At 71.2% G+C, this 26,481-nt stretch carries 23 protein-coding genes and 1 riboswitch; of the genes, 8 read left to right on the forward strand and 15 right to left on the reverse strand.

Annotated features, from left to right (window positions below):
• Window position 1 precedes the first annotated feature (1 nt).
• Window positions 2-108: riboswitch (SAM-I-IV-variant riboswitch) on the forward strand.
• 39 nt (window positions 109-147) lie between these two features.
• Window positions 148-441, forward strand: a complete 294-nt coding sequence (locus IEY36_RS09330; protein WP_188966784.1) for a hypothetical protein — start codon at window positions 148-150, stop codon at window positions 439-441.
• 327 nt (window positions 442-768) lie between these two features.
• On the forward strand, window positions 769-1,875 hold the full coding sequence (locus IEY36_RS09335; RefSeq protein WP_188966785.1) for a 2-aminoethylphosphonate--pyruvate transaminase: 1,107 nt from the start codon (window positions 769-771) through the stop codon (window positions 1,873-1,875).
• Between the two features lie 85 nt (window positions 1,876-1,960).
• On the opposite strand, the gene IEY36_RS09340 is transcribed toward IEY36_RS09335, so the two are convergent.
• The 3 genes from IEY36_RS09340 to IEY36_RS09350 all read right to left on the reverse strand — a co-directional run bounded on the left by IEY36_RS09340 (window position 1,961) and on the right by IEY36_RS09350 (window position 4,107).
• On the reverse strand, window positions 1,961-2,920 hold the full coding sequence (locus IEY36_RS09340; protein ID WP_188966786.1) for an extracellular catalytic domain type 1 short-chain-length polyhydroxyalkanoate depolymerase: 960 nt from the start codon (window positions 2,918-2,920) through the stop codon (window positions 1,961-1,963).
• Window positions 2,921-3,018: 98 nt separating this feature from the next.
• Complete coding sequence (locus tag IEY36_RS09345; RefSeq protein WP_188966787.1) at window positions 3,019-3,195, reverse strand: hypothetical protein; 177 nt, start codon at window positions 3,193-3,195, stop codon at window positions 3,019-3,021.
• A gap of 246 nt (window positions 3,196-3,441) precedes the next feature.
• Entirely contained in the window at window positions 3,442-4,107 is a 666-nt protein-coding gene (locus tag IEY36_RS09350; protein ID WP_188966788.1) for an OmpW/AlkL family protein, read from the reverse strand.
• Between the two features lie 184 nt (window positions 4,108-4,291).
• On the opposite strand from IEY36_RS09350, the gene IEY36_RS09355 reads away from it, so the two are divergent.
• Together IEY36_RS09355 and murA are read left to right on the forward strand one after the other, a co-directional pair.
• Entirely contained in the window at window positions 4,292-5,962 is a 1,671-nt protein-coding gene (locus IEY36_RS09355) for a formate--tetrahydrofolate ligase (RefSeq protein ID WP_188966789.1), read from the forward strand.
• A 23-nt stretch (window positions 5,963-5,985) separates the two neighbouring features.
• Window positions 5,986-7,287: a UDP-N-acetylglucosamine 1-carboxyvinyltransferase gene (murA, locus tag IEY36_RS09360; protein ID WP_188966790.1), complete on the forward strand. Its 1,302-nt coding sequence runs from the start codon at window positions 5,986-5,988 to the stop codon at window positions 7,285-7,287.
• Window positions 7,288-7,598: 311 nt separating this feature from the next.
• On the opposite strand, the gene IEY36_RS09365 is transcribed toward murA, so the two are convergent.
• The 12 genes from IEY36_RS09365 to IEY36_RS09420 all read right to left on the reverse strand — a co-directional run bounded on the left by IEY36_RS09365 (window position 7,599) and on the right by IEY36_RS09420 (window position 21,258).
• Window positions 7,599-8,330 carry an SGNH/GDSL hydrolase family protein gene (locus tag IEY36_RS09365; protein ID WP_188966791.1) on the reverse strand — a complete coding sequence of 244 codons (732 nt, stop codon included), beginning with the start codon at window positions 8,328-8,330 and terminating at the stop codon, window positions 7,599-7,601.
• 5 nt (window positions 8,331-8,335) lie between these two features.
• The gene (locus tag IEY36_RS09370) at window positions 8,336-9,541 is read right to left on the reverse strand and encodes an OpgC family protein (protein WP_188966792.1); all 1,206 of its coding nucleotides are present in this window, start codon (window positions 9,539-9,541) and stop codon (window positions 8,336-8,338) included.
• 207 nt (window positions 9,542-9,748) lie between these two features.
• Window positions 9,749-10,522 carry a nucleotide-binding protein gene (locus IEY36_RS09375; RefSeq protein ID WP_188966793.1) on the reverse strand — a complete coding sequence of 258 codons (774 nt, stop codon included), beginning with the start codon at window positions 10,520-10,522 and terminating at the stop codon, window positions 9,749-9,751.
• Complete coding sequence (locus tag IEY36_RS09380; protein ID WP_188966794.1) at window positions 10,519-11,442, reverse strand: flagellar biosynthesis protein FlhF; 924 nt, start codon at window positions 11,440-11,442, stop codon at window positions 10,519-10,521. The genes IEY36_RS09375 and IEY36_RS09380 overlap by 4 nt, the downstream gene beginning before the upstream one ends.
• A gap of 277 nt (window positions 11,443-11,719) precedes the next feature.
• On the reverse strand, window positions 11,720-13,726 hold the full coding sequence (flhA, locus tag IEY36_RS09385) for a flagellar biosynthesis protein FlhA (RefSeq protein WP_188967022.1): 2,007 nt from the start codon (window positions 13,724-13,726) through the stop codon (window positions 11,720-11,722).
• Between the two features lie 57 nt (window positions 13,727-13,783).
• A complete protein-coding gene (locus tag IEY36_RS09390) occupies window positions 13,784-15,169 on the reverse strand; it encodes a sigma-54-dependent transcriptional regulator (protein WP_188966795.1) in 1,386 nt (461 codons plus the stop codon).
• Between the two features lie 2 nt (window positions 15,170-15,171).
• Window positions 15,172-15,495, reverse strand: a complete 324-nt coding sequence (gene fliN / locus IEY36_RS09395; RefSeq protein ID WP_229681223.1) for a flagellar motor switch protein FliN — start codon at window positions 15,493-15,495, stop codon at window positions 15,172-15,174.
• A gap of 3 nt (window positions 15,496-15,498) precedes the next feature.
• Complete coding sequence (locus IEY36_RS09400; protein ID WP_188966796.1) at window positions 15,499-16,140, reverse strand: FliH/SctL family protein; 642 nt, start codon at window positions 16,138-16,140, stop codon at window positions 15,499-15,501.
• 1 nt (window position 16,141) lies between these two features.
• A complete protein-coding gene (gene fliG, locus IEY36_RS09405; protein ID WP_188966797.1) occupies window positions 16,142-17,134 on the reverse strand; it encodes a flagellar motor switch protein FliG in 993 nt (330 codons plus the stop codon).
• Window positions 17,135-17,144: 10 nt separating this feature from the next.
• Entirely contained in the window at window positions 17,145-18,821 is a 1,677-nt protein-coding gene (gene fliF / locus IEY36_RS09410; RefSeq protein WP_188966798.1) for a flagellar basal-body MS-ring/collar protein FliF, read from the reverse strand.
• 308 nt (window positions 18,822-19,129) lie between these two features.
• Complete coding sequence (locus IEY36_RS09415) at window positions 19,130-19,789, reverse strand: flagellar hook assembly protein FlgD (protein ID WP_188966799.1); 660 nt, start codon at window positions 19,787-19,789, stop codon at window positions 19,130-19,132.
• Between the two features lie 14 nt (window positions 19,790-19,803).
• Window positions 19,804-21,258 carry a flagellar hook-length control protein FliK gene (locus IEY36_RS09420; protein ID WP_188966800.1) on the reverse strand — a complete coding sequence of 485 codons (1,455 nt, stop codon included), beginning with the start codon at window positions 21,256-21,258 and terminating at the stop codon, window positions 19,804-19,806.
• Between the two features lie 190 nt (window positions 21,259-21,448).
• Here IEY36_RS09420 and flgE point away from each other — a divergent pair, with 190 nt between their 5' ends.
• The 4 genes from flgE to IEY36_RS09440 all read left to right on the forward strand — a co-directional run bounded on the left by flgE (window position 21,449) and on the right by IEY36_RS09440 (window position 26,448).
• Window positions 21,449-22,741, forward strand: coding sequence for a flagellar hook protein FlgE (flgE, locus tag IEY36_RS09425; RefSeq protein ID WP_188966801.1), 1,293 nt, complete (start codon window positions 21,449-21,451; stop codon window positions 22,739-22,741).
• Between the two features lie 137 nt (window positions 22,742-22,878).
• Window positions 22,879-24,408 carry a flagellar hook-associated protein FlgK gene (locus tag IEY36_RS09430; RefSeq protein ID WP_188966802.1) on the forward strand — a complete coding sequence of 510 codons (1,530 nt, stop codon included), beginning with the start codon at window positions 22,879-22,881 and terminating at the stop codon, window positions 24,406-24,408.
• A 3-nt stretch (window positions 24,409-24,411) separates the two neighbouring features.
• Window positions 24,412-25,473 carry a flagellin gene (locus IEY36_RS09435; protein ID WP_188966803.1) on the forward strand — a complete coding sequence of 354 codons (1,062 nt, stop codon included), beginning with the start codon at window positions 24,412-24,414 and terminating at the stop codon, window positions 25,471-25,473.
• Between the two features lie 144 nt (window positions 25,474-25,617).
• Window positions 25,618-26,448, forward strand: coding sequence for a flagellin (locus tag IEY36_RS09440; protein ID WP_188966804.1), 831 nt, complete (start codon window positions 25,618-25,620; stop codon window positions 26,446-26,448).
• Window positions 26,449-26,481 lie beyond the last annotated feature (33 nt).

A 26,481-nucleotide genomic window follows, 5' to 3' on the forward strand; every position in this document is an offset into this window, starting at 1 on the left:
GCGCGCGCATCAAGAGTTGGGCCGTGCCCAACGCCAACCTGCCTTCCCGGGCAAGGTGGCGCCTCCGCGAGGGGGGATGCGGCCGCTCCGGCAACCAAACGGGAAGCGTCGCCGCGTCTTGTCCGGTCCAGAGACACCGAGGACGCCATGCTCGACGCCACCCCCGCCCCCGATCTCGACCTGCTGCTCGCCCCGGGCGACCAGGCCGAATTCGTCGCCCTGTGTGCCTGGACCACGCGGCTCGGCCGCATCGAGCGGTCCTGGCTCTATGTCGTGCTGCATCAGGGGCATGGGCCCTGGACGCATGCCTATCGCGTTGTGCCGGACCGTCGGCCGGGACACCTCGCCGTGTTCCTTGAACGTGCCGAGGCTGGCGATCGGCGGGCAGCGCTGGCCGATTGGCTGCGCGAACGCGCGGCGGCGGCTGACGGGCGACGGTAGGAGGTCGAAGGGCGCTGCCCCTTGAGCACTCCGGCAGGGAACGAAGGTTACTGCACCTTCGGATGATTGATCCGCAATCGAAGCAAAAACCAGGCCCCATTGGCGGCGCGCGGGGCAGGGGTCGCCCGTCACCATTCATCCAGCCCTGTTGCCCGGGGCCAAACAACGGCATTCCAAATGCCCCGGGCATTTGGTGGGGTGGCTTGGAGGGGCAACGCCCCTCCAGCCTTACGACGAGGCCCACCGCGCGCGCGACGACGTGTGCTTGCGCGCCCATCGCCGCGGAGGCAGAACCAACCCCCCCACATCGCGCGGAATGGCGATCCCATGCTCCTTCTCATCCCCGGCCCCGTGCAGACCCGCCCCGAGGTCCGCGCCGCCATGGCTCAGGACATCGCCCCCTGGGATGTCGATTTCCAGCGCGTCTATGCCCGTATCCGCGAGCGTGTCCTCGTCATCGCCGGCGGCACGCCGGGCGAACACGCGACGCTGCCCCTGCAGGGCGCCGGCCATTTCGTCACCGAGGCCACCATCCGCACCTTCGTCGCCCCCGGCGCCAAGGTGCTGGTCCCGATGAACGGCGCCTATGCCCAGCGCATGGCGCGCCTCGCGCGCGAGGCCGGGCGCGTCGTCGTCGAACTGAAGCTGACCGACACGCGCGGCGCCACCGCCGCCGACATCATGCCCGCGCTGGCCGCCGACCCGGACATCGGCACCGTCGCCATGGTGTTCCACGAGACCGGCAGCGGCATCGTCAACGACGCCGAGGGCATCGGCGCCGCGCTGCGTGGCGCTGGCCGCCGGATGATCCTCGACGCCGTCTCGGCCTTTGGCGCGCTGCCCTTCAGCCTTGCCGCGCATCCGGAATGCGATGCGTTGGTCTTCACCTCCGGCAAATGCCTGGAAGGGATGCCGGGCATTGGCTTCGCCGTGGCGCGCATCGACCGCACGGAAGCCTGCGCCGGCCAGGCCGGGTCGTGGTCGCTCGACTTGTCCGACGTGCTAGCGCATGCCAAGCGCGCCGGCTGGGGGTCGATCCGCTTCACCCCGCCCGTGCAGGCGATCGCCGCCTTCGACGTCGCCCTCGACCTGTATGACGCCGAGGGTGGCCAGGCCGCGCGGCTCGCGCGTTACCGCGCCAACACCGACGCGCTGTACGACGGCATCATCGGCCTCGGCCTGCGGCCCTATCTGGCGCGCGAGCATCAGGGGCCGGTGATCGTCACGGTGCATCAGCCGGCCGACCCGCGATTCGACCTGATGTCCTTCGTCGAGGCGCTGAAGCGTCGCGGCGTGCTGATCAGCAATTTCTACAACACCGCAGCGCCGACCATGCGCATCGGTGCGATCGGCGCCATCACGCCCGACGACATGCGCCGCGCCGTCGACGCGATCGGCGCGACGCTCAATGAGGTGCTGACCAAGGCGGCCTGACCGCCGCGTCCGGCGCCAATCCCGATCGGGCGGAATCACGTGGTCGGGTGAAGATGCGCGCCAGGACAATGGCCTGGAGGCGGCTCTACGCCCGCCCGACCGGCTCCAGCCCCCAGAAGGCGGTGATGTGTCGGGCGGCGGCGATTCCGCCATCGAGCACCCACGGCCCGACCTCGCCCACCCCGTCCCGGCCGGCATCGATCGGGAAGCCATGCGCCAGCGCCGGGATGGTCCAGAGCTCGACGGCGGGGCGCGCGTCGCGTCCCCACTGCCGCCGCCGTGTGCCGGGCAGCGGTGCCGTGTCGGCTGAGGGCGCTTCATCGAACCCGTGCAGCGCGCTCCACTGCGCGGCCAGGACCTCGGCATTGGCGGGGTCCACCGTCCGGTCGCGCCCACCCTGCCAGATCGACAGGCGCGGCCAGGGTTGCCGCCCGCGCGACGGCGCCCGCGCCCGGACCGCGGCAGCCAGGCCCGCGCGCGTGCGATGCGGGTCGGCGCGAAACATCCTGATCAGCGCCATGGGCGAGGTGCTGGCGGCGCCGACCGGCATGCCGGCGACGACCGCGCCCGCCGCGAACACCGCCGGATAGGCGGCGAGCATCGCCGCCGTCATCGCCCCACCGGCCGACAGCCCGACGATGAAGACGCGGCGACGATCGCAGCCGAACCGCGTGACCGCGGTGCGGATCATCTGCCGGATCGACATCGCCTCGCCGCGGGTACGGCTTACATCGTCCGGCCGGTACCAGTTGAAGCAGCGGCTGCGGTTGTTCGCCATCACCTGCTCCGGCATCACCAGCGGGATGCCGAGGCGCTTGGCCACATCCAGCCAGCCGGCATCGGTGGCGAAGCTGGCTGCGTTCTGGCGACATCCATGCAGCACGACGATGAGCGGCGCGCCGGCGCGCGGCCGCCGCGGCGGCTCGAACACCAGCATGCGCAGCGCACCGGGATTGGTGCCGAAGGCGTCCACCTCGGTGATGCGCCCCCGCGCATCGCCGGCCCCGGCGGCCGGACGCGCCGCCGACCAGGCGATGGCGGCCATGCCCGTCGCCGCCCGGGCCAGGCTGCGGAAAAGTCCGGCCGTATGCCACGACACTGCGCGCGGTGCCCGCGGTCGCTGACCGCCCGGGGCCGTGGCCATCATCGGTTCTTCGAGCGACGCGGCGTCGTCGCGCCGCGCCAGGCGCGTGTCCAGAAGGTCGTGGCCTCCTTGGCGACCGCGGCGGCGGCGGCCGCGCGTTGGCGACGCGTCGCCGACATCGCCAGGCCGCGCCCCGTATTGGCGGCACGGTTCGCCGCGCTGAGCCAGAGGCTCATGAAGGGATTTCGCGCCATGGTGGATCGGTCCTTCGTTCGGCGTGCGGGTGCTGAACGATGCGCCCCGGCGAATGTTTCCCCCCGCCCGTATCACGTTTCCGATCGAATTCGCCGACAAGGGCGTCCGCCGCACAGATCGCGCGGTCGGGCACACCGATCGTCCGGCGCGCCAAGCACCCGCCGGGCATTAAACCGGCGGCCCGAAGCAGGCGAGGGCGCGGCGGTGCTCCCGCCGCGCCGCGCCGGTCAGAAGCGGTAGCGCACGCCGATGCCGAAAATCCACGGATCGATATTCGCCGTCGCATTGATCCGCCCGACGGTGGTCTCGACCGCGACATCCGGGCGCAGATAGATCCACTTCACATCGAGGTTCAGCGCCCAGTTCGGCGCGATCTCGACATCGAGGCCGGCATTGAGCGCGAAGCCCCAGGCATTCCGCACATCGACGCTGGTGACCGGCGCCGAATACCCGCCGCCTTCGCCGTAGAAGACGGTGTAGTTCACGCCGACGCCGACATAGGGGCTGAAGCGTTCCTGCGGCAGCGGGTGATACTGGAAGGTGAGCGTCGGCGGCAGTGCCCAGACATGGCCCAGATCGACGACACCGAGCGCGCTGCCCGAAACTTCCGCGTCGTGGCGGGTGGTTGCCGCGATAAGGTTCACCGCGAAATTCGGCGTGAAGAAGTAGCTGAAGTCGAGCTGAGCGGTGACGGAGTTCGACACATCGGGCGTGCCGCCGATGACGTCGACGCTGCCGCCATTCATCGGCACCACGCCGATGATGCTGGCGCCGATGACGAAATCCCCAGCGAGTTTGCCGCGGATGGGCGTAGTCGCTTCCTGCGCGCAAAGCGGCTGGGCGAGCAGCCCGAAGGCCGCCACGCCGGCGAGCAGGATGTTCTTGCGGATCATGGTCGGGAATCCTTTGCGTTTGTCCGACCTGACCCGCGTAGGAGGCATCCGGCCCGTGATCTTTGATGCACCGCAACCTTCCCCGTCGCGCAGCAGTGCCGCCGCAAAATGCGCGCCCGCCCTTGCAAGCTTGCAACACTGCCCGTAAGCGCGCTGGGGCAGTTTCCGAGGGGGAAGACAGGGCATGGCGACGGACCTCGACATCGCGCGCGCCGCGACGCTGAAGCCGATCGGCGAGATCGCGGACAAGGCCGGGATCCCCGCCGAGGCGCTGGAGCCCTACGGCAAGTACAAGGCCAAGATCGGCCTCGACTTCATCGCCGCCCAGCAGGACCGCCCCGACGGTGCGCTGGTGCTGGTCACCGGCATCAGCCCGACCCCGGCCGGCGAAGGCAAGACCACCACGACCGTCGGCCTCGGCGACGCGCTGAACGCCATCGGCACCAAGGCGATGATCGCGCTGCGCGAGCCCTCGCTTGGCCCCTGCTTCGGCGTGAAGGGCGGCGCCACCGGCGGCGGCTACGCCCAGGTGCTGCCGATGGAGGACATCAACCTCCATTTCACCGGCGACTTCCACGCCATCACCAGCGCCAACAACCTGCTCGCCGCGATGGTCGACAATCATCTGTACTGGGGCAACGGCTCGGGCCTGGATTCACGACGCATCTCCTGGCGGCGTTCGCTCGACATGAACGACCGCGCGCTGCGCTCCGTGGTCTCCTCGCTCGGCGGGATGCGCAACGGCTACCCGCGCGAGGATGGCTTCGACATTACCGTCGCCTCGGAAGTGATGGCGGTGTTCTGCCTGGCGCGCGACCTCGCCGATCTGCAGAAGCGGCTCGGGCGCATGATCGTCGGCCAGCGGCGCGACGGCACCTCCGTCACCGCGAAGGACATCAAGGCCGATGGCGCGATGGCGGTGCTGCTGCGCGACGCCTTCGCGCCCAACCTGGTGCAGACCATCGAGGGCTCGCCGGCGCTGGTCCATGGCGGCCCCTTCGCCAACATCGCCCATGGCTGCAATTCGGTGATGGCGACGCGCCTCGCGCTCAAGCTCGCCGATGTGGTGGTGACGGAAGCCGGCTTCGGCGCCGACCTCGGCGCCGAGAAGTTCCTCGACATCAAGTGCCGCCAAGCCGGGCTGAAGCCCGCCGCCTGCGTGGTGGTCGCGACGGTGCGCGCACTGAAGATGCATGGCGGCGTCGCCAAGGCCGACCTCGGGCGCGAGGATATCGCGGCGGTCAAGCGCGGCGTGGTGAACCTCAGTCGCCATGTCGAGAATGTCGGCAAGTTCGGCATCCCGGTGGTGGTCGGCCTCAACCGCTTCACCGGCGATACCGAGGCCGAGATCGCCGCGGTGCAGGAGGCGATGCGCGCCCTCGGCACCGAAGCCATCCTCTGCACCCATTGGGGCGACGGCGCGAAGGGTGCCGAGGCGCTGGCCCACGCCGTGAAGCGGCTGATCGACGGCGGCACCGCGGATTTCGCACCACTCTACACCGACCACGTCTCCCTCGCCGGCAAGATCGAGACGGTGGCGCGCGAGGTCTATCGCGCCGCCGCCATCTCCATCCCCGCACCCGTCGCCGCGAAGCTGAAGCGCTTCGAGGAGGATGGTTTCCGCGACCTGCCGGTCTGCATCGCCAAGACGCAGTATTCCTTCTCGGCCGACCCCACACTGCTCGGTGCGCCGGTCGGCCATGTGCTGCCGGTGCGCGAGGTGCGGCTGTCGGCCGGCGCCGGCTTCGTCGTCGCGGTCTGCGGGGAGATCATGACCATGCCCGGCCTGCCCCGCGTGCCGGCGGCCGAGAACATCCACCTCGATGCCGAGGGTCGAATCGAAGGGCTGTTCTGAGCGTGGCGCCGGCCGAGGCGCGCATGCGCGACGCCGCCCCCTGGTGGCGCCCCGACCCGGGCGAGAGCCTGTGCATCGAAGGCGGCCATCGCCTCTCCGGCGCCTGGCGCGTCGGGGGCGCGAAGAACGCGGTGCTGCCGCTGATGGTCGCCGCCCTACTGACGCCGCATCTCGTCACGCTGCGCCGCGTGCCGGCGATCCTCGATGTCGCGGTGCTGTCGGGGCTGCTGCGGCGGCTCGGCGCCGGGCTGGCCTGGTCGCAGGATGCCGCCGGCCTGTCGCTCACCATTTGCGCCGACACCGTCCGCCCGCGCGACGTCGATGCCGAGCTGGTCGCCCGCATGCGGGCCTCCGTGCTGCTGCTGGGCGCCTTGCTGGCACGATGTGGGGAAGCGCGGCTGCCGATGCCCGGCGGCGATGCCATCGGCCTGCGCGGGGTGGATTTCCACCTGGCCGGGCTGCGCGCCATGGGCGCGACGATCGACCTCATCGGCGGGGTGATCGAGGCGCACGCCCCGCGGGGCCTGCATGGCGCGGCGATCGACCTGCCGATGCCCTCGGTCGGCGCCACCGAGAACCTGTTGATCGCCGCCGTGCTGGCGCGCGGCACCACCGAAATCCGCAACGCCGCGCGCGAGCCGGAAGTGACCGACCTCGCGCAATGCCTGGTGGCGATGGGCGCGGTGATCGAGGGCATTGGCGGTCCGGTGCTGGTGATCGAGGGCGACCGCCCGCTGCGCGGCGCTCAACACGCCGTGTTGCCCGACCGCATCGAGATCGGCACCATGGCCTGCGCCGCCGCGTTGACCGATGGCGACCTGCTGCTGCAGGGCGCCGATGCCGCGCTGCTCGGCGCGGCGGGACCGATCCTCGCCGAGGCGGGCGTCGCGCTGACGCCGGTGGCCGAGGGGCTGGTCGCGCGCCGGGCGCCGGGCGGGCTGGTTGGCGTGGACCTGCGCACCGCGCCGTTCCCCGGCTTCGCGACCGACCTGCAATCACCCGCCATGGCGCTGCTGGCCACGGCGACCGGCGCCAGCGCCATCACCGAGACCATCTTCGAACAGCGCTTCCGCCATGTGGATGAACTGCGCCGCATGGGCGCCGAGATCACCCTGCATGGCCGCACCGCCTGGCTGCGCGGGGTGCCGCGCCTGGCCGGCGCGCCGGTCACCGGGACGGATGTGCGTGCCGCCGCGGCGCTGCTGCTGGCCGGGCTCGGCGCCGCCGGGGTGACTGAGCTGCGCGGGCTCGACCATCTCGACCGCGGGCATGAGGCGATGGTGGCGCGGCTGCTGGCCTGCGGGGCGGCGGTGGAACGTCGGTAGCGGCGGCCCGGGAGGGGTGCCCCTGCGGCTTCACCCCCTTGGCGCGGCTTGCGTTCGACTGCGCTCGCGCATCCCGCTCCAATACCAACGGCCGAATGCTCCGACCGCTGGTATCCGCTTCAACAGGCCCTCAACGCGACGTGTCCCGCTGCACGCCTTCGACGTAGCGCGCAAACCTCCGGCTTGCCTGGCTTTCGCCGGGCCGCATTCGCGGCCACGGCATGGGTCAAAGCCTCGTGCCGCTACTATAAGTCCTTGGTTGATTGAGCATCTTCACAGGCCTGACCGATTCCAGTCCGGCGCGATCCGCTCTAGCGCCGCGCTTCCTCCACACCGTCGCGGATGAAGGCCCCGAGCGCCCGGGCCAGGCAGTCATTGAGCTTGTCAATCTCCGCGGTGCGGCGGCCGGGCGCGGCGTGCTCGACATCGACGGTGCCGGCATCCGCCCAGGCGCGCATGATGTCATAGCGGGAAAAGAACCCCGCATGCGTCGCCCCCGCCGCCACCCGCAACGCGTCGCGATACGGGTCTACATCCGCATTGGCGCGCAGGAAGCGGCTGAACTGGATGCCCATTACCACCGCGTCGATGCCGCGCGCATGCAGCCGGTCCAGCCCCTCGGTCAGGGTCGCCACCATGTCGTCGATCGGTTGGCTGCGCAGCGCTTCCGTCATGCCCGCCTGCCAGATCACCAGGTCGAGCGGTCCGGCGCGCATCGCTGCCTCGATCTGCCGCCACTGGTCGGTAACGGTGCTGCCGCGCGCGCCGCGCACCTCGAAGCGCAATTGCAGGTCGGGCCGGCGTTCGCGCAGCAGCGCCTCGAGCCGCGCCGGCCAAGCGGCGGCAGGGCTGCCGGTGCCCGGCCCGGTCACCGAGGCCGAGCCGACGGCAAGGACGCTCAACCGGCCCGTCGTGATGCCGGTGGCGGTGGCGTGCAGCGGTGGGGATTGCAGGTATTCCTCCGGCGCGCCGCATCCCGCCCCCTCCGCTACCGCCGGCAGCGAGAGGATCATGCCGAACAGCAGGGCGAGGAGGCCACGCATCGTTGCTAACCCCTATCGGTCGCGGTGACGGTCGGCAAGCCCGCCGTTGCGCCGCGCCGGCCGCCGTTGCGTTTCTCGGCGCCGTACCAGGCTGTCAGCAGCGCGAGCCCGACCAGCGCCGCCGTCCCCAGGACATTGACCGCGACCTGCATGGCCCAACCATCCGACTCCTCCAGCGCAACGCGGCCAAGGAAGGACAGCGCGATGCCGGCACAGAACACCGGCAGCGACTGCTGGCCCATCAGGTTGAACGGCCAGGCGAAGCGCCCGCGCAGCCACGCCGCATCCTTCGGCACCAGATTGGCGATCAGGTAAGTCAGGGCGAGGATCGTCATCAGCCGCGTCGGGTGCAGCGAGGCCTTGTCGACCGCGGCGATGAAGGGCGCGAAGGCCGGCAACCGCGCCTGGGTGAATTCCCACTGGGCATACATCAGCACCGTCATCACGGCGCCGCAGCCGAGCACCACCCCGCACAGCACCCCCGCCCAGCGCCGCCACGGCAGGCTGAGCGGCTGCCCGCCCGGCGGCCGGTAGCCCAGCGCACAGCCGATGAAGAACAGCAGCTGCCAGGCCAGCGGGTTGAAGAACCAGTCCTCCCCACGCCAGGACGGCAGGGTGATGTCGAAGACCCGTGCCGCCAGCCACAGCGTGGCGGAAAGCGCCAGCATCAGCCACGGCCGGCGGATCAGCGGCATGGCGACCGCGAACATCGCCAGCACCGCGATATACATGGGCAGGATGTTGAGGAAGGATGGCTGGTAGCGCAGCAGCAGCGCCTCGAACAACGCCCGATACGGATCGGTGGCGAATGGGTCGAGATGCAGCTCGTCCAGATAAGCCGCGGCATCGAGCCTTGCCGCCGACAGCCCGACCTGCGCGGTGAAGACCACCAGCAGGAAGATGTGCGCGACATATAGCGTGAACACCCGCCCCAGCACGCGCGAGGCGGCAAAGAACCAGCCCTGCCGATCCATCACCCCGCCATAGGCGAGCCCGGCGGCATAGCCGGCGAGCAGCACGAAGGCCTCGGAGGCATCGGCGAGGGTATAGTTGCGCGGCGTCAGGTAGCCGATGACGTTGCCCGGCGTGTGGTTGACGAAGATCACCCACAGGGACAGGCCGCGGACGAAGTCCACGCGCAGATCCCGGTCGAGACGAACGAGCGCGGCCATGACGTGGGTGAACACCGGATGCGCCGCCGTCGCAAGCACCGACTCGTCCGGGCCCCATCAGGAATCTCCTATCCGTCACACGCCGTCGTGAGGCAGCGGTCTGGACCCTGGAGCATGACGCGTTCACCTTCGCTCATGGAGGATGCCCTGCGCCTTGTTCCCTCGCGGGCTTCACCGCTTTCGGCGATGCCGCGGCAACGCATCCCGTTCCAGGCGGGAAGCCGGGACCCGCGTTCACGCGGTCGCTCAGGGGCAGGCGAGCAGGCCGCGCGCGATCGCCTCGACATCCTGCGCCGCCGGGCTGCCGGGGTGGCGCGTCAGCAGCGGCGACTGGTGGCGGATCGCGTCGCGCACCTTGGCATCGCGCCGCACCGTGCCGGCCAGCGGCACTTCCCGCTTCAGAAAGGTCGCCGCCGCCCGCGCCAGCGCCGCATGGGTGCGCGCCCCGGCGGCGGCGTCGGAGGCCAGGTTGACGACGATGCGCGCATCGCCACCCGGCCGGTCCCGCCCATGCAGCTTCAACACGGCGTAGGCGTCGGTCAGGCTGGTCGGCTCCTCGGTGGCGAGCACCAGCAGCGTGTCGGCCAGCGCCGCGATGCGCCGCTGCGGCGCCTCCAACCCGGCGCCGAGGTCGACCACCACCCGGTTCCAGCGCGACGCCGCGCGCGGCAGCATGGCGAGCACAGCCCCCAGCCCCGCCGAATCCAGCATCGCCAGCGACCCCGAACCGGACCGCCCGGCCAGGATGTCGAATCCCGCTGGATGGGAGACCGCCGCCTCCTCCGGCCCGACCTGCCCGGCGATCACCGCCGAGAGGTCGCGCGCCGGCTGGAAGCCCAGCTGCACATCGACATTGGCGAGGCCGAGATCGGCATCGACCAGCAGCACGCGCAGCCCCTGTTGTGCCAACGCCTGAGAGAGCGTGATGGCGAACCACGTCTTGCCCACCCCCCCCTTGCCCGAGGCGACGGCGAGAATGCGGCCCGCGACCGGTGACGGCAGGCTGGCGGGATGGGTCATGGGGCGGCCTCCTCGGCCGGGACAAGGGCACCGCGGCGGGGCGCGGCGGCAAGCCGGGCGGCCAGCCGCGCCGGGGTGAGGGGTTCCAGGCCATCCACCACCTCGGGGCTGGTGCCGCCCTCGGTGAGCAGCAGCGGCCCGGCCTCGGCGGCGGCGAGCACCGCGCCGAGGCGGCGCGCGGCATCGAGGCGCGTCGGCAGCAGGTGCCGCGCGCCGAGGGCGGCGAAGGCGCGGGCGAGGTCGGCGGCCTCCTGTGGGTCGAGCCCGGCCGGCAGCACGAGCACGAGGTCGGCCTGGGCGACGGCGGCCAGCGCGTGCAGGGCGACCACCTGGCGGGCGTCGAAGGGGTCGCAGCCGGCGCTATCCACCAAGGCGGGCTGGCCCGGTCCCCGTCGTGCCAGCGCCTTGCCCAGCGCCGCCGGCGATTGCGCCACCGCCAGCGTCAGGCCGAGCACGCCGGTGAAGGCGGCGAGCTGCGCGGTGGCGCCGGCGCGCTGTCCGTCGGTGGTGGCGACGACCGGCGGCGCGCCGGCCAGCACCATGCGCGCGGCGAGCTTCGCGCAGGTCAGCGTCTTGCCCGCGCCTGGCGGGCCGACCAGCATCAGCGGCCGGTCGCGTCCCTCGGGTAGAGGCGCGAAGCCGAGCGCCCCGGCCAGCGCCTGGTCGAGCGGACCGCGCGCCAGCGCCGCGGCGAGGGTGGCCGGCGGGTTGTGGAAGGCGAGGGGGCCGCTCGGCACCGCCGGCGGAGCCATGCCGGCAGGCGGGATCAGCCAGGGTTCCTCGGGCTCGAGTGCCGCAGTGATCTCGATGCCCTGCGCGGTCCGCCGGGTCGAGAGAATGACCGCATCGGCGCCGAGTTCCTCGCGCAGCTGCGCCATCGCTTCCGGCATGCGGGCGGCCCGGAAGATCTTCAGCCGCATGGATGGGTTCCTGGTGGTGCAGTCGCGCGGCGAAACCGGAGAGGGCTTTGCCCCCTCCGGACCTCCCCCACCAAAGGCCTAAGGGCCTCTGGACACCAATACCTGGCATTGGGCTGAGGGCGCGTCGCCGAGACCAAAGGTCGCGTCGGGCCCAGGAACGAATCCAGGCACCGATCCCCGCGGCGATGCCAAGCACCAAGTATCGGTTTCCAAAGGCCCTTAGGCCTTTGGTGGGGTGGCTTGGAGGGGCAAAGCCCCTCCAACCTTGTCGCGCCCCTCACAGCGTCCCCACCGTGCGAATGCGCGCCCGCGGATGAATCTCGGTATGCGCCAGCACCATGGTCGCCGGCCTGAAGCGTTCGACGATCGCCCGCACATGCGGCCGGATCGGTGCCGAGCAGATCAGCGCCGGCTGTTCCCCCGCCGCCGTCGCCGCATCGAAGGCCGCGCGCAGCCGCTCCATGAATTCCGACAGCCGCGACGGCGCCATGGCGAGCTGGCGTTCCTCCGGCGGCCCGATCAGCGCCTCGGTGAAGGCCACTTCCCAATCGGCGGACAGGGTGATCATCGGCACATAGCCCTGCGGCCCGCGCGCCGCGTCGGAAAGCTGCCGCGCCAGCCGCGCCCGCACGATGGCGAGGATGGTGGGCACCGAGCGCGCCGCCGCCGCGCAGGCTTCCTGGATGCCTTCGAGGATGGTCGGCAGGTCGCGGATCGAGACGCGCTCGGCGAGCAACGCCTGCAACACGCGCTGGATGCCGCCCATGCCGATCTGCGACGGCACCAGGTCGCTCACCAGCTTGCGGTGCTCCGCCGGCAATTCGTCGACCAGCTTCTGCGTCTCGGCGAAGGAGAGCAGTTCCGCCATGTTCTCGCGCACCAGCTCGGTGAGGTGCGTGGCGACGACGCCGGCGGCATCGACCACGGTGCAATTGCGCGCGAGCGCTTCCTCGCGCTGCGCTTCCTCGATCCAGATGGCGGGCAGCCCGAAGGTCGGCTCCTGGCAGCGCTCGCCGGGCAGGTTTGGCACGCCGCCGGTCGGGTCGATCGCCAGGATCAGCGGCGGCCGCAACCGGCCGCGCCCGGCCTCGATCTCCTTCACCCGGATCGCATAGGTGTCGGGCGAGAGCGCCAGGTTGTCCTGGATGCGCACCGACGGCAGCACGAAGCCCATCTCCTGCGCGATCGACCGGCGCAGCCCCTTGATCTGCTCGGTCAGCCGTGGCGCGTCGCCGGCGGCGAGCGACAGCAACCCATAGCCCAGTTCCAGCCGCAGCATGTCGATGCGCAGCGTCTCGGCGATCGGCGGCTCGCCGGCAACGGTGGGCGTCGCCTCGGCCGGTGGCGGCGCCATGGCGCGCTTATGCGTCGCCCAGGCCGCCGCCCCCGCGCCACCGGCCAGGGCCAGGAACGGGATCATCGGCATGCCCGGCAGCAGCGCCAGCATCACCGCCGCCCCCGCGGCGATGCCGAGCGGCTTCGCCCCGGCGCCAAGTTGCCCGAGCATCACCTCATCTGCCGTGCCCTCGGTGCTGCCCTTGGTCACCACGATGCCAGCGGCGACCGAGACGAGTAGCGACGGGATCTGGCTGACCAACCCGTCGCCAACCGTCAGCACCGAGAAGGTCTGCGCCGCCTCGGCGACCGACATGCCGTTGCGCGCCACGCCGATCGCCATGCCACCTATCAGGTTGATGCCGGTGATGATCAGCCCGGCCAGCGCATCGCCACGAACGAATTTCGCGGCACCGTCCATCGCGCCATAGAAGCCGGTCTCCTCCTCCAGTTCCCTGCGACGCCGCCGGGCATCGGCCTCGGTCACCAGCCCGGCGGACAGGTCGGCATCGATCGCCATCTGCTTGCCGGGCAGGGCATCGAGGCTGAACCGCGCCGCGACCTCGGCGATGCGCCCCGAACCCTTCGTGATGACCATGAAATTCACCACCAGCAGGATGGCGAAGACGATCAGCCCGACAACGACATCCCCACCCATCAGGAAGCCGCCGAAGGCTGAGACGACATGCCCGGCCGCGCCTTCCCCCTCATGCCCATGCGTCAGGATGGTGCGCGTGGTGGCGACGTTGAGCGCGAGACGCAGCAACGTGGTCAGCAGCAGCAGCGTCGGGAAGGAGGTGAAGTCGAGCGGCCGGCGCAGGAACAGCGCCACCATCAGCACTAGCACCGAGACGGTGATGGAAATCGCCAGCGACGCATCGAGCAGCACCGTCGGCAGCGGCACGACGAGCACCACGAGCAAGGCGCCGACGCCGAGCGCCAGCGTCATGTCATTGCCCGGCTGCGCGCGGCGCAGCCAGCCCGGCAGAACGATCGAGCCCACTCGCTAGCCGACCGGCAGGGGCATCGGCGCTTGGCCGGGCACCGGCGGCACCGCGGCGCCGGCGGCGCGGTATTCGTGCAGCTTGTTGCGCAGCGTGCGGATGGAAATGCCGAGCATCTCCGCTGCCCGCGTGCGGTTGCCCAGGCAATGCGACAGCGTCTCGAGGATCAGGTCGCGCTCAACCTCATCCATGCGCCGTCCGACCAGGGCGGCGACCGTCGGCGTCGCGACCGGCACGGGGACGGGCGCGATGACCGACACCGCGGGCTGGTCCGTCGCCATCACCGGCATGTGTTCCAGCAGGTCGATCGCCTCCGGCCCGATGCTGTGCCCTTCCGCGAGCAACACGGCGCGATGCAGCGTGTTCTCGATCTCGCGCACATTGCCGGGCCAGGCATGCGCCATCAGCACCGCCTCGGCGGCCGGCGTCAGCAGGCGCAGCGGCAGCCCATTGGCGCGCGCATAGCGTTCGGCGAAATGCCGCGCCAAGGGCAGGATGTCGCCCGGCCTTTCGCGCAACGCCGGAATGCGCAGCCGCACCACCGCCAGCCGGAAATACAGATCCTCGCGGAAGCGCCCGCGCGCGACCTCGGTGGCGAGGTCGCGATGTGTCGCGGCGAGGATGCGCACATCGATCTTCGCTGGCGCATTGCCGCCGAGCCGGTCGATCTCGCGTTCCTGGATCGCACGCAGGATCTTCGCCTGCAGGCGCGGGTCCATCTCGCCGATCTCGTCGAGCAGCAGCGTGCCGCCCTCGGCCTGTTCGAACTTGCCGCGCCGTGCCGCGACGGCGCCGGTGAAGGCGCCCTTCTCATGCCCGAACAGTTCCGATTCCAGCAGCGCCTCGGGCAGCGCCGCGCAGTTCAGCGCGACGAACGGCCCGCGCGCGCGGCGCGACGCCGCATGGATGTGACGCGCCAGCACCTCCTTGCCGGTGCCGCTCTCGCCCATGATCAGCACCGAGGCCTCGGCGCGCGCGACTTGCTCAGCACGGGCAAGCAGCGCACCCATCCCCGGGTCGCGCACCACGGGCTTCTCCGGGTCGCCGACGACCGCCTGCAGCATCGCGGCGATCAGGTCCGGGTCGGGCGGCAGCGGCAGGTATTCCTTGGCCCCGGCCTGGATCGCACGCACCGCGCCATCGGCATCGTCGGGCCGGCCGCAGGCAATCACCGGGCACGCGAAGCGCTCGGCCACCATCTGCCCGATCAGCCAGCCCACATCATGCACCACGTCGCACAGCACGAGGTCCGCCCCATCGCTGCGCAGCCGCGCCAGCCCCGCCGCTGCCCCCTCGGCGACCGACAGCCGCGCTCCGCGCGCGGTGGCGATGCGTGCCGCGATGCCGAGTTCGGCTTCCAGGGAACCGATGATGAGAATGCGCGCCATGGTCAGACGCCCCGATCGGACTTCACGATCTCGGTCATCGTCACGCCGAGACGGTTGTCGTCCACCATCACCACCTCGCCACGCGCGACCAGCCGGTTGTTGACATAGATGTCGACCGCCTCACCGAGCTTGCGGTCAAGTTCCACCACCGCGCCGCGCCCGAGCTTGAGCAACTGCGAGACCTGCATCGTCGCGCGCCCCAGCACGGCCGAGATCTGCACGGGAATGTCGTACACCGCCTCCAACTCCCGTACCGGCGCTGTCGCAGCCTGGCGCGCTTCATCCGAGGCGGCGGAGACCGGTTCGAAGCCGCTTGATCCAGACATGGTCTACTCCTTCGGCCCAAGGCCGGATGATTCGAGCACGCGGTGAATCTCCCGCCGGCGCGCTGCAAGCTCAAGCGTCGCGCCGCCACCGCGCCAGGTGGCGCGCGCATCGCCCGGCGGCAGGGTGGCGTCCTCCTCGACCGTGATCGTGCTGGCGCCCAGCAGCGCGCGCACCGCATCGCCGAGGCCCTGCGGCACCAGCAACCGCGCCTCGGGCACGCTCTCGAGCACCGGGGCGACGCGGCGGGCGAAGGCGGCGGCGAGCGGCGCACCATGCTCCGAGGTCAGACCGGGCAGCGCGGCATCGAGCATCGAAAGCACCAGCCGCGCGAGATCCTGCGCCACCGCTTCGGCCGCCGCGCGTGCCGCGCCATGGCCCAGGCGCAGCGCCTCGACCGCGCCTTCGATGGCGCGCGTGGCCGCGGTCTCGCGTGATTCGGCCGCACGGCGCAGGCCCTCGGCCAGGCCATCCGCGAAACCGTCGCGACGCGCCTGGGCAAGCAGCGGTTCGATCGGCGGCGCGGCAGGTGGTGGCGGCGGGGCCTCCGCCTCGCGCCGTGCGGCATCGAGGGCGGCGACCAGCAGCGTCGGCATGAAGGGACGCGGCCCGGGCTCGACGGCATGGGGCGTGAAGGTATCCGGCATGTCAGTAGACCATCTCCTCCTCGCGGCTGTCCTGCATCTGGATCTGCCCCTGGGCGGCGAGGTCCTTGGCGAGGATGACGATCGCCGCCTGCGCGTCGTCCACGTCGCGCAGCTTGACCGGCCCGAGATTGGCGATGTCGTCCTTCAGCATCTTCGCCGCGCGTTCGCTCATGTTCTTGATGAACAGGTCGCGCAGCGTCTCCGACGCACCCTTGAGCGCGAGGGTGAGCTGGTCCTTCGGCACGGCGCGCAGCAGCACCTGCGCGCCGGTGCCATCCATGCGGCCGAGGTCGTCGAAGGTGAACATCAGCCCGCGGATGCGCTCGGCCGCGTCGCGGTTGCGTTCCTCCAGCGCGGCGAGGATGCGCGTCTCCGACTGGCGATCTAGGTTGTTGAAGATCTCGGCCATCATCTCATGAGCATCGCGGCGCTGGGCGCGGGCGAGGTTCGACATGAACTCCGCCTTCAGCGTGCGCTCGACACCGTCCAGCGCCTCCTTCTGGACCGTCTCCATGCGCAGCATGCGCATGATGACTTCCATCGAGAATCCTTCCGGCAACAGCGACAACACGCGAGCGGCGTGGTCGGCCTTCACCTTGGTCAGCACCACCGCGACGGTCTGCGGGTATTCGTTCTTGAGGTAGTTCGCGAGCACCCCCTCGTTCACGTTGCCGAGCTTGTCCCACATGGTGCGCCCGGCCGGGCCGCGGATCTCCTCCATGATCTGCGCGACGCGTTCGCGCGGCAGCGTCTTGAGCAGCATCCGCTCCGTGGTCTCCCACGAGCCGACGAGATTGCCGGTCTGGCCGAGATTATCGGCGAATTCGCGGCACAGCTCCTCGACCGAGGAGGCCGGCACGGAACCGAGCGTGGCCATCGCCTGGGAGATGTCGCGGATCTCATCCTCATGCATCTTGGAGAAGAGCCGCGAGGCATGGTCCTCGCCGATCGCGAGCATGAAGGTCGCAGCCTTCTGGGCGCCACTCAGTGCCATTGTCGTTCCCTCAGGCTCCTTCCGGAATCATCCAACGCCGCACAACGGTGAGCGCGTCGTCCGGATGGCGTTCAACGAGGTCCTGCAGCCTGGCGATCGAGGAGGCACGCATCTGCCCCTCGACCATGGCGAGCGAGATCATCGCTGCTTCCTCCTCCGACGTGCCGGCAAGCGCGGAATGCTCGCCGCCGGCCTGGCCCGGCAGCGCCGGCGTGCCATCCGGCGCCGTCGTGCCGGCGATCGCCGTGCCGCCCGCGGCACCCCCGGCCCCCCCGGCCCCGGCGATGGCCGGCCATGCCGCCAGCGTCACCAGCCGGCCCACCGCCGGACGGCCCACCAGCAGGATCGCGAGCAGCGCGACCAACGCGAAGATCCCGCTCTCGGCCAGCCGGGCGATGGTGGTGCTGCTGAAGTTGAGGTCGAACATCCCCGGCACGGATGTGTCGGGCGCCGGCGGCTCGGCGAAGCGCAGCGAGACCACCTGCACCTGGTCGCCCCGCCGCTCGTCGAAGCCGACCGCGCCCTGCACCAGCGTTGTGATGCGCGCGAGCTCCTCGGCCGTGCGTTCGCGGAAGCTGGCCGCGCCACCGGCCGGCGTCTCCCACACGCCGTCGACCAGCACGGCGACGGACAGGCGCTTGACCACCGGATGTTCGCGCACCGTGTTTCGGGTGGTGCGGCCGATCTCGAAATTGGTGGTCTCCTCCTGGCGGCTCTCCTGGGTGGAATTGCCGCCGCCATTCGCGTTCGCGTTCGCGTTCGGCACGTTGTTCTGCACCGAGGTCGTGCCGGCTTCCGAACCGGTCGAGGATTCCTGGCTGCTCTGCTGGCTGCGCGGCACCTGGTTGTCGGGGTCGAAGCGCTCCTCGGTAGTCTGGACGCGGTCGAAATCCATCTCGACACTCGCTTCGGCGCGCACCCGCCCGGGGCCGAGGATGCGTTCGAGCATTTCCTCCACCGCGCGCCCGATGCGCAGTTCCTGCGCGTGGCGCATCTCCTCCTGCGTGGTGGCGGTGCCGGGGCCGGCCAGCGCCTGGCCGCCGCGCGCGAGCAGCGCGCCACGGCTGTCCACGATCGAGACGTTCTGCGCCGACAGCCCCGGTACCGCGGTGGCAACGAGATGCAGCACCGCCTGCACGCCCTCGCGGTCGAGCCGCTGCGCACCTTGCATGGTCAGCACGACCGAGGCCCGCGCCTCCCCCCGCTCGCGCGAGAAGGCGTCACGCCGTGGCAGCACCAGATGCACCCGCGCCCCGCGCACGCCGGAAAGTTGCCGGATCGAGCGCCCGATCTCGCCTTCGAGCGCGCGCAGCCGGTTCACATCCTGCTGGAACGGCGTGGTGGTCAGCGATTCACCACGGTCGAAAATCTCGTAGCCGACCGACCCGCCCTGCGGCAGGCCCTCGCGCGCCAGCGTCAGCCGCAGCCGCGGCACCTGGTCCTCCGGGGCGAGGATGCGCGTGCCACCCGCCTCGATGCGATACGGCACCCGCGCCCGATCCAGCGCGGCGATCACCTGCCCGGCATCGCGCTGGTCGAGTTCCCCATACAGCAGCCCCATCGGCGGCTGGCCCGCCCGCAGCGCGAACCAGGCCACCAGCGCAAGCACGGCAAGCCCCGCGCCGCCCAGTAGCCCGAGGCGCAGCATCCCGAGGCCGCGCAGCTGCGCGATCAGGCCTTCGCCCATGCAGCCCGTCCCGATAGGGTGTCCGAATCCTGACGCGCCTGCCGCATGCCGAGGCCGCCTCCTGCCGCCTGCGGCAGACTTTGCCGGGTCCTGGTTGCGCGCTGGTTAACGGGGCGTGCGCGATGGCCGCCAAGCGGCCATCGCTTGAGTCTTCGTGCGTCCTTCAGACGCCGGGCGCCGGCCATCCGGCCGGCTTCGCTTCGCGCCGGGCACTGCCGCACCGGCGGCCGCTGGCAGGTTGGGCGCTGTCGCGCTTCGCGCTCGCGGATGAAGGCTGGGCCTCGGTCCGTTGTCGCAAAGGCGGGGCGTCAGCTCTCCGGCAGGATGCTGCGCAGGCTGTCGAAGCCGAGCGTGACCGCGCCCATGTTCAGCGTCAGCCCGCTACCGGTCCGTTCCGCCCCGGTCAGCGTGCCGCGCACGGTGTAGGACACCGTCGCCGCCTCGCCATTCGCCGTCCGCCCGGCCACCGCCACGCTGTAGGACCCATCGTTCTGGCGCGTGCCCGTCTGGTTCTTCCCGTCCCAGGTCCAGCTGGTCGCGGTGCTGCCCAACGGCACGCTTTGCGTTCGTATCGTGCGGCCATTCGCATCCATCACCGTGATGTCGGCGGTGGTCGCGGTGCCGGCCGCCGGCAGGCGGATCTCGGCGCTGCCGTTCTGCAGCGCGACATGGTCGGACGTCACCTCGATGCGCCGCCCGATCATCGGCGCCGCCGCCGTCAGCTGCGCCGATTGCTGCAACGAGAGCAGCGAACCCAGGTTCTGGTTCATCGCGATCTGCTGCTCGACCGAGGCGAACTGAACGAGCTGGTTCGTCATCTGGTTGGTGTCGAGCGGGTCGGTCGGATCCTGGTTCTGCAACTGCGTCGTCAGGAGCGTGAGGAAGGTGTTGAGGTCGCCGCCCAGCCGCGTGCTGGCCGTGGCCGCATTGTTGGAAGCCGTGGCGGCGGAGGTGATGGAACCGGACATCGATGTGGTCCTTCTCAGACAGCGAGGTCGATCAATGACAGCAGCCGGCGCGGCGGCGGCGCCTCGGCCAGGGCGGCACTCTCGGCCGAGCCCGAGCCGCCGCGCATGCCGCGTGCCATGCGTTCCCCATCGCCGTTGCGGCCGGCACCGAAGCCCCCCGCACCACCATCCGACAGCGAGAAGGACAGGCTGCGCCCATCCGTGCCGATGCCCGCCTGGGTCAGCGCGCGGTCGAGTTCGCGCTGGTCGCGTTGCAACAGCATCAGCGTCTCGGGCCGTTCGGCGATCACGCGCACCTCGGCGGTGTCGCCCGTCCGCTCGACGCTGATCTCGACCCGGCCAAGCTCCGCCGGTTCGAGCGTGACCGACAACCGCGCCGTGCCGCCAGCGATCGCCACCGAGACCAGCACCGGCGCGAGCTGCCGTGCCGGCGTGGCGGTCGGTGGCGCGGCGGGCGGCTCGGGCGCGTGGGCGGCATGCGCGGCGGCGTTGGCCGGCGGCGCGACCAGCGGCGGCGCCTCGGTCGTCGTCGGCGCGGTCGGCGTCTCAGCAACGGGGCGCGGCGGTGCCATGCCGCGGGACGGATCCTCGACCGCCACGGGCTTCGCCGAGGGCTGCGGCGTCGCGGCAGGGTCAGTCGGCGGGAAGGCCGGGACGGCCGGGGCCGCCTCGGCCGGCTGCGAGCGTGACGGCGAAACGGCGGCGGTCGAGGGCGCCTCGCCATCATGCGTCACCTGGCGGGGCGCGACGGGTGGCGCGACCAACGCCGCGACGGCGGGCGTGACGAGGCTGACAGCCACCGCGACATCGGGCGGGGCGTCGGTGGTCGCCGCGCGCGCCCGTTCGGCGGCCGTCCGGCTGAGCTGCGGCTGGATGCCCGCTTCCGTCACCTCGGCCTCCGACACGGCTGGCGGGGCCGGCTCGCTCTCGCCGGCCAGGCCCCTGGCGAGGGCGGCACCGACGGGCACCGCCGTCTCGGCCGGCGGCGTGCCCGCGACCGGGCGGGGCGGCGGCTTCGCACCCGTCGGGACGACCGGCGCCGGCAGAGTGGGCGACGTCGCCACTGCCTCGGCTGCGTCAGCCGCCGGCTCGGTCGTGGCGTCCGTCGGGGTGGCGGCGGCCGGCGGCACCGGGACGACGGGTGGCGGCACGACCACGGCGCCCGGCGGCGCTGCGGGGGCCGCATCCACACCCGGCGTCGCCGCTGGGACGAACGGCACCATCCCGGGCAGGGATGGCGCCGTCGTCCCGGGCGCAGCCTCGGCCAATATCGCTTCGGCCGATGCGTCCCCGGCGACGGTGCTCGCCGCCGGCTTGGCGGACCCGGTCGCGACGATCTGCGCGAGCGCCGCCGCGAAGGCACACCCCGGCGCGCCAGGGGGCGAGGCCGCGCCGGGCGGCGGCGGGGCCATTGTCGGCATGGCGAGGCTGGCGATGCTGTCCATCGAGGGCGTGACTTTCCGGCGCATCGGTGCGCCTCGGCCGGTCATGGCAAGCCGCGGGCCAGTCCATCACGCCACCGTGCCGGGCATCGGCTGCCGGCCCAGCGGCAGCTTCTGCCGCCACACGGCAGGGCGCGCCGCACCGCACCGCCGTCCTCCCTGGCACGCCGGTTGCGGTGAACCCGGCAGACCAATCTCGCCCGCCGCGGAGAATGCGATGTCCTTGTTCGGTGCCATGACCACCGCCATTACCGGCCTGAGCGCGCAGGCACGCGCCCTCGGCCATGTGTCGGACAACGTCGCCAACAGCCAGACCGCCGGCTTCAAGCGCGTCGACACCAGCTTCGTCTCCTATCTCACTGAGAGCACCCAGTCGGTGCACCGTTCCGGCTCGGTGGTGGCGCGACCGGACTATACCAACTCCATCTCCGGTCCGATCGCGCAGTCGGAGAACCCGCTCTCGTTGGCGATCTCGGGCCAGGGCTTCTTCTCGGTCGCGCTGCCGACCGGCTCGGCGAACGGCCAGGTCAGCTTCGACGAGCGGCAATTCTACACCCGCACCGGCGACTTCCAGCTCGACCTCAACGGCTACATGGTGAACAGCGCGGGCTATGCGCTGCAGGGCTGGAGCTCGGATGCGACCGGTGAGCCGGATCGCACCCAGATCGAACCCATCCGCGTCAGCGACCTGGTGTTCAACCCGATCGCCACCAGCAACATCGACCTGTCCGCCAATCTGCCCGCCGGCGGCACCGAGGCGGTGAGCACGCCGCGCGACGTCTATGACTCGCTCGGCACTCTGCAGGAGATGACCTTCACCTGGACCCCCAACGGCGCCAACACCTGGACGCTCGACATCACGGCACCCAATGGCGGCGGCTCGCTCGGCACCGTCGACGTGCTGTTCGGCCAGGCCGCCTCGCCGGTCGTCGCCGATGGCACCATCGGCGGCTTCGCCAACGCCACCGGCTCCTTCGCCGGCGCGGCTTCCGTCGCGGGCGACCCGGCCATCCTCTCCTTCAGCGCGGATTTCGGGCAGGGTGCGCAGGCGATGACGCTCAACCTCGGCGCCTTCGGCGAGGCGCGTGGCCTCACCCAATACAACGAGGAGGAATACACCGTGCGCAACTTCGAGCAGAACGGCGTGCCGCTCGGCTCCTACTCCTCGGTCGGCATCCGCGAGAACGGCGATGTCGCCATCAACTACGACAACGGCCAGTCGCGCGTCATCGCCCGCGTGCCGATCACCACCTTCAACGCGCCCGACATGCTCCAGCGCCTCGACGGTCAGGCCTTCATGCGCACCGTGGAAAGCGGCGAGGCACGCACCTCGGACGTCGCCTCGAACGGCGCCGGCCGCCTCGCCATCAGTTCCATCGAGGGATCCAACGTCGATATCGCCTCGGAATTCTCGAAGCTGATCGTCGCGCAGCGCGCCTATACGGCGAACACTAAGATCGTCACCGCGACTGACGAGATGTTGCAGGACACCATCAACATGCGCCGCTGAGGGTCGGTCCGAGCCATGCGCCACAAGCCCGCCGCCGGCGCCGCGCCGGCAGCCCGCACCGCCATGCGGCACGGCGCCGCTGCATCGCGCCGCACCGCGCGCCGACACCGCCGCGCCGCCCCTGGGGAACGCCCGCCATGAGCCTCGACACCGCCCTGCTTGCCGCCCGATCGGGCCTGCTGCACACGCAGCGCGCGCTGGCCGCCGCGGCCAGCAACGTCGCCAATGCGGACACCGTCGGCTACACGCGCAAGACCGTCGACGGCAAGGCCATGGTGGCCGGCGGCGAGGCCGCGGGCGTGCGCTCCCTCGCCCCCAGCCGCGATGTCGACGAGGCGCTGCTCACCGAACTCGACAGCCGCCGCGCCGCCGCCGCAGGTGCCGCGCTGCGCGCCGACCTGCTGGCCGGGATCGAGACTGCCCATGGCAGCCCCGAGGTCGGCGACAGCCTCGGCGACCTCGTCGCCGGGCTGCGGTCCGGCTTCGAGGATCTGCGCGCCGACCCTTCCGAGGCCGGCCGGCAGACCGCGCTGGTGCTCGCCGCCGATGAACTCGCCACCCGCTTCAACGAGGTGTCGAGCGCGATCGGCGATTCCCGCCAGCAGGTGCAGGACACGGTGGTCAGCGAGGTCGCCAGGATCAATGCCGGGCTGCGCGACATCGGCAGCCTGACCGACCGCATCCGCGAGCAGATCGCCCTGACCGGCGACGCCGCCGCCCTCGAGGATGAGCGCGACGCCGCGATCTCCACCCTCTCGGAATCCATCGAGGTCCGGGCCCTCAAGCGCGACGATGGCGGCCTCGTGCTGGTGGCACGCAACGGCCTGATGCTGCCGCTCAATGCCCGCCAGGACGCCTTCGCGACCGCCGATGCGACGCTCACCCCCGCCGCCTTCCACGGCAGCGGCGGCACCATCCCCGATGTGACGCTGGGCGGGGTCGATGTGACCTCGTCACTGCTGGGCGGGCGGCTCGCCGAGGCGATCGCGCTGCGCGACCAGACGCTGCCGCGCTACCAGGCGGAAGTGGACCTGGCCGCGGCCAACCTCGCCGGCCGCTTCGAGGCGCAGGGCCTTGCGCTGTTCACCGATGCCTCCGGCGCGGTGCCCGACGTGACGCAGCCCTACGCCACCGGCACCGCGCTCGGCTTCGCCGCCGCCATCCGAGTCAACACCGCGGTCTCGGGCACTCCGGCCCTGCTGCGCGACGGCACCCATGCGGTGACCGGCAGCGCGCTGGGGGCCGCCGATTCCACGCCCAACCCGACCGGCGGGCCGGCCGCCTTCGTCGCGCTGATCGACCGCGTCCTCGACTACACCTTCGGCAGCCAGGCGCAGTCGGGCGTCGGCTGGAGTTCGATCGCGACCAGTGGGCTCGGCCCCGACGGCACGCTGACGAGCCCCTTCGGCGCGCCGCCCACGCTCGAAGGCTACGCCGCGCTGGTCACCGCGACGCAGACCGCCGACAGCGCCTCGGCCAAGGCGTCGCTGGCGAGCACGACATCGCTGGTGGATGGGCTCGAGACGCGCTTCAACCAGCGCTCGGGCGTGGACGTGGACACCGAGATGGCCGCTATGGTGACGCTGCAGAACGCCTATGCCGCCAATGCGCGCATCCTCTCCACCGTGCAGTCGATGTGGGACACGCTGATGAACTCGGTGCGCTAGGCCATGACCGCGATCAATTCCGTCTCCCGCCTCGATGCCGGCGCGCAGGCGCTGCGCCTGCGGCTCGACGTGCTGACGCGCCAGCAATCGGACGGCTTCAAGGGCCCCGCCTATGGCGACATCGCCCCCGATGCCCACCGCGCCATCGACCTGCGCGCCGACGTCGCGCGCCGCGAGGTCTGGCAGGGCACCATCGACCGCACCCTGGCGCGCACCTCGGTCACGCAGAACGCGCTCGGCCGGCTGTCGGACATCGCGACGAACTTCTACGAGCAGTCGATCACCATCGACGGCACCAACGGCGTGCTGGTCGCCTCCATCGCCACCCAGGCGCGCGCCGCGATGCAGGAAGTGGCGAACCTGCTCAACGAACGCTATGGCGGCGAATACGTGTTCGGCGGCACCGACACCGCGAACCCGCCGGTGCCCGATGCGCAGGGCATCGCCAGTTCGGGCATGGCGACCGACATCGCCGCCGCGGTTGCCTCGCTCACCACCGGCAATGCAGCGACGGTCGCGGCGGCGACGCTGGCGGCCGCCACCTCGGATACGGCGGGCACCACGCCCTTCTCGGCTTTCTTGTCCGACCCGGCCACCGGGCTCGCGGAAGCACGACGCTCGGTGCCGGCGGCCGAGGGCCAGCGCGTCGACTACGGCATCCTGGCCAACCGAAACGCCGCGGCCACCAGCGAGGGCGAGACCACCGGCTCCTGGGCGCGCGACCTGCTGCGCGGGCTGGCGACGCTCGCGGCACTCGACCCCTCGCAGACCGTGCTCGGCACCGACTTCACCGACATCGTCGCCACCGCGCGCGACGGGCTGCGCAGCGCCGTCGATGCGCTGGGTGAGGAACGCGGCGCGCTGGGCGCCACGGAGGAACGGCTGGGCGCGATCTCGCAGCGCCACAGCGAGGTGACGGTGACGCTGACCACCCAGCTCGCCGCGATCCAGGAAGTCGACATGGCCGACACGATTAGCCAGCTCAACGCCACCAAGACGCAGCTCGAAGCCTCCTACCGCGCGATCGCGATGGTGCAGGGCCTGTCGCTGACGAACTTCCTGTGATGGTTGTGGCGAAAGGTGGGCTGGATTCAGGCTCCCTTAACGAGCGCCAAGGCATGATCTGCTCGACACCGCAAGAAGCGGCGCGCAACCCGGCCCCTGATCCGTCGTACGGGCAGTGGCCATCGGATCCAGGGGAAGACCCCGATGTCGCTCAATTCCGTTAACACCAATGCCGGCGCCATGGTCGCGCTGCAGTCGCTCAACCGCACGAATGAAGGGTTGAACGTCACGCAGAAGCGCATCTCGACCGGCTATCGCGTCAACGACGCGAAGGATGACGGGGCGGCCTTCGCCGTGGCCCAGTCCGTGCGGGCCGATGTCGCGGGCCTGACCGCGGCGAATGAACAGCTCGGCGGCGTGAAGGGCATTCTCGACACCGCGCTGTCGGGCCTGACCAAGGTCTCCGAGACCATGGTGAAGGTGCGCGAGACGCTGGTCCGCCTGGCCGACGACACGCTGAACACCGACCAGCGCGCGCAGTATGAAGCGCAGTACACCGCGCTGCAGACGCAGATCACCAACTTCGTCACCGATGCGACCTATAACGGTCGCACGCTGCTCTCGACGACGGCGCCGGAGGGTGGCGACATCACCTCCACGCGGAACGAAACCGGCACGACCTATACGCTGACGGCGGTGGATGGCGCGGGTACGCTGATCGTCGCTGCCGCGCCGACCGACGCGGCGGGGGCGCAGGCGGCGCTGGGCGCCGGCGGTGACTTCGAGACGGTGCAGTCGTCGATCAGCGACGCGCTGAACCAGTTCGGCTCGGACTCGCGCTACATTGATGCCCAGGTCGCCTACAACAAAGACAAGGTGGATTCGCTGGAATCGGGCCTCGGCGCGCTGATCGACGCCGACCTTGCGAAGGAATCGGCGCGACTGCAGTCGCTGCAGATCCGCCAGCAGCTGGGCACCCAGGCATTGTCCATCGCCAACCAGGCGCCGCAGACCTTGCTGAGCCTGTTCCGCTGATCCCGGCGGCGGCCTCCGTGTCGGCGGGGGCCG

Origin of the sequence: Neoroseomonas lacus (assembly GCF_014644535.1) — a bacterium.
GTDB lineage: Bacteria > Pseudomonadota > Alphaproteobacteria > Acetobacterales > Acetobacteraceae > Neoroseomonas > Neoroseomonas lacus.

Bases quoted from the DNA above. Each gene is read 5' to 3' on its own strand.
- IEY36_RS09330 (WP_188966784.1), top strand. From the start codon at position 148: ATGCTCGACGCCACCCCCGCCCCCGATCTCGACCTGCTGCTCGCCCCG.
- IEY36_RS09335 (WP_188966785.1), top strand. From the start codon at position 769: ATGCTCCTTCTCATCCCCGGCCCCGTGCAGACCCGCCCCGAGGTCCGC.
- IEY36_RS09340 (WP_188966786.1), bottom strand. From the start codon at position 2,920: ATGGCCGCCATCGCCTGGTCGGCGGCGCGTCCGGCCGCCGGGGCCGGC.
- IEY36_RS09345 (WP_188966787.1), bottom strand. From the start codon at position 3,195: ATGAGCCTCTGGCTCAGCGCGGCGAACCGTGCCGCCAATACGGGGCGC.
- IEY36_RS09350 (WP_188966788.1), bottom strand. From the start codon at position 4,107: ATGATCCGCAAGAACATCCTGCTCGCCGGCGTGGCGGCCTTCGGGCTG.
- IEY36_RS09355 (WP_188966789.1), top strand. From the start codon at position 4,292: ATGGCGACGGACCTCGACATCGCGCGCGCCGCGACGCTGAAGCCGATC.
- murA (WP_188966790.1), top strand. From the start codon at position 5,986: ATGCGCGACGCCGCCCCCTGGTGGCGCCCCGACCCGGGCGAGAGCCTG.
- IEY36_RS09365 (WP_188966791.1), bottom strand. From the start codon at position 8,330: ATGCGTGGCCTCCTCGCCCTGCTGTTCGGCATGATCCTCTCGCTGCCG.
- IEY36_RS09375 (WP_188966793.1), bottom strand. From the start codon at position 10,522: ATGACCCATCCCGCCAGCCTGCCGTCACCGGTCGCGGGCCGCATTCTC.
- IEY36_RS09380 (WP_188966794.1), bottom strand. From the start codon at position 11,442: ATGCGGCTGAAGATCTTCCGGGCCGCCCGCATGCCGGAAGCGATGGCG.
- flhA (WP_188967022.1), bottom strand. From the start codon at position 13,726: ATGACGCTGGCGCTCGGCGTCGGCGCCTTGCTCGTGGTGCTCGTCGTG.
- IEY36_RS09390 (WP_188966795.1), bottom strand. From the start codon at position 15,169: ATGGCGCGCATTCTCATCATCGGTTCCCTGGAAGCCGAACTCGGCATC.
- fliN (WP_229681223.1), bottom strand. From the start codon at position 15,495: ATGTCTGGATCAAGCGGCTTCGAACCGGTCTCCGCCGCCTCGGATGAA.
- IEY36_RS09400 (WP_188966796.1), bottom strand. From the start codon at position 16,140: ATGCCGGATACCTTCACGCCCCATGCCGTCGAGCCCGGGCCGCGTCCC.
- fliG (WP_188966797.1), bottom strand. From the start codon at position 17,134: ATGGCACTGAGTGGCGCCCAGAAGGCTGCGACCTTCATGCTCGCGATC.
- fliF (WP_188966798.1), bottom strand. From the start codon at position 18,821: ATGGGCGAAGGCCTGATCGCGCAGCTGCGCGGCCTCGGGATGCTGCGC.
- IEY36_RS09415 (WP_188966799.1), bottom strand. From the start codon at position 19,789: ATGTCCGGTTCCATCACCTCCGCCGCCACGGCTTCCAACAATGCGGCC.
- IEY36_RS09420 (WP_188966800.1), bottom strand. From the start codon at position 21,258: ATGCGCCGGAAAGTCACGCCCTCGATGGACAGCATCGCCAGCCTCGCC.
- flgE (WP_188966801.1), top strand. From the start codon at position 21,449: ATGTCCTTGTTCGGTGCCATGACCACCGCCATTACCGGCCTGAGCGCG.
- IEY36_RS09430 (WP_188966802.1), top strand. From the start codon at position 22,879: ATGAGCCTCGACACCGCCCTGCTTGCCGCCCGATCGGGCCTGCTGCAC.
- IEY36_RS09435 (WP_188966803.1), top strand. From the start codon at position 24,412: ATGACCGCGATCAATTCCGTCTCCCGCCTCGATGCCGGCGCGCAGGCG.
- IEY36_RS09440 (WP_188966804.1), top strand. From the start codon at position 25,618: ATGTCGCTCAATTCCGTTAACACCAATGCCGGCGCCATGGTCGCGCTG.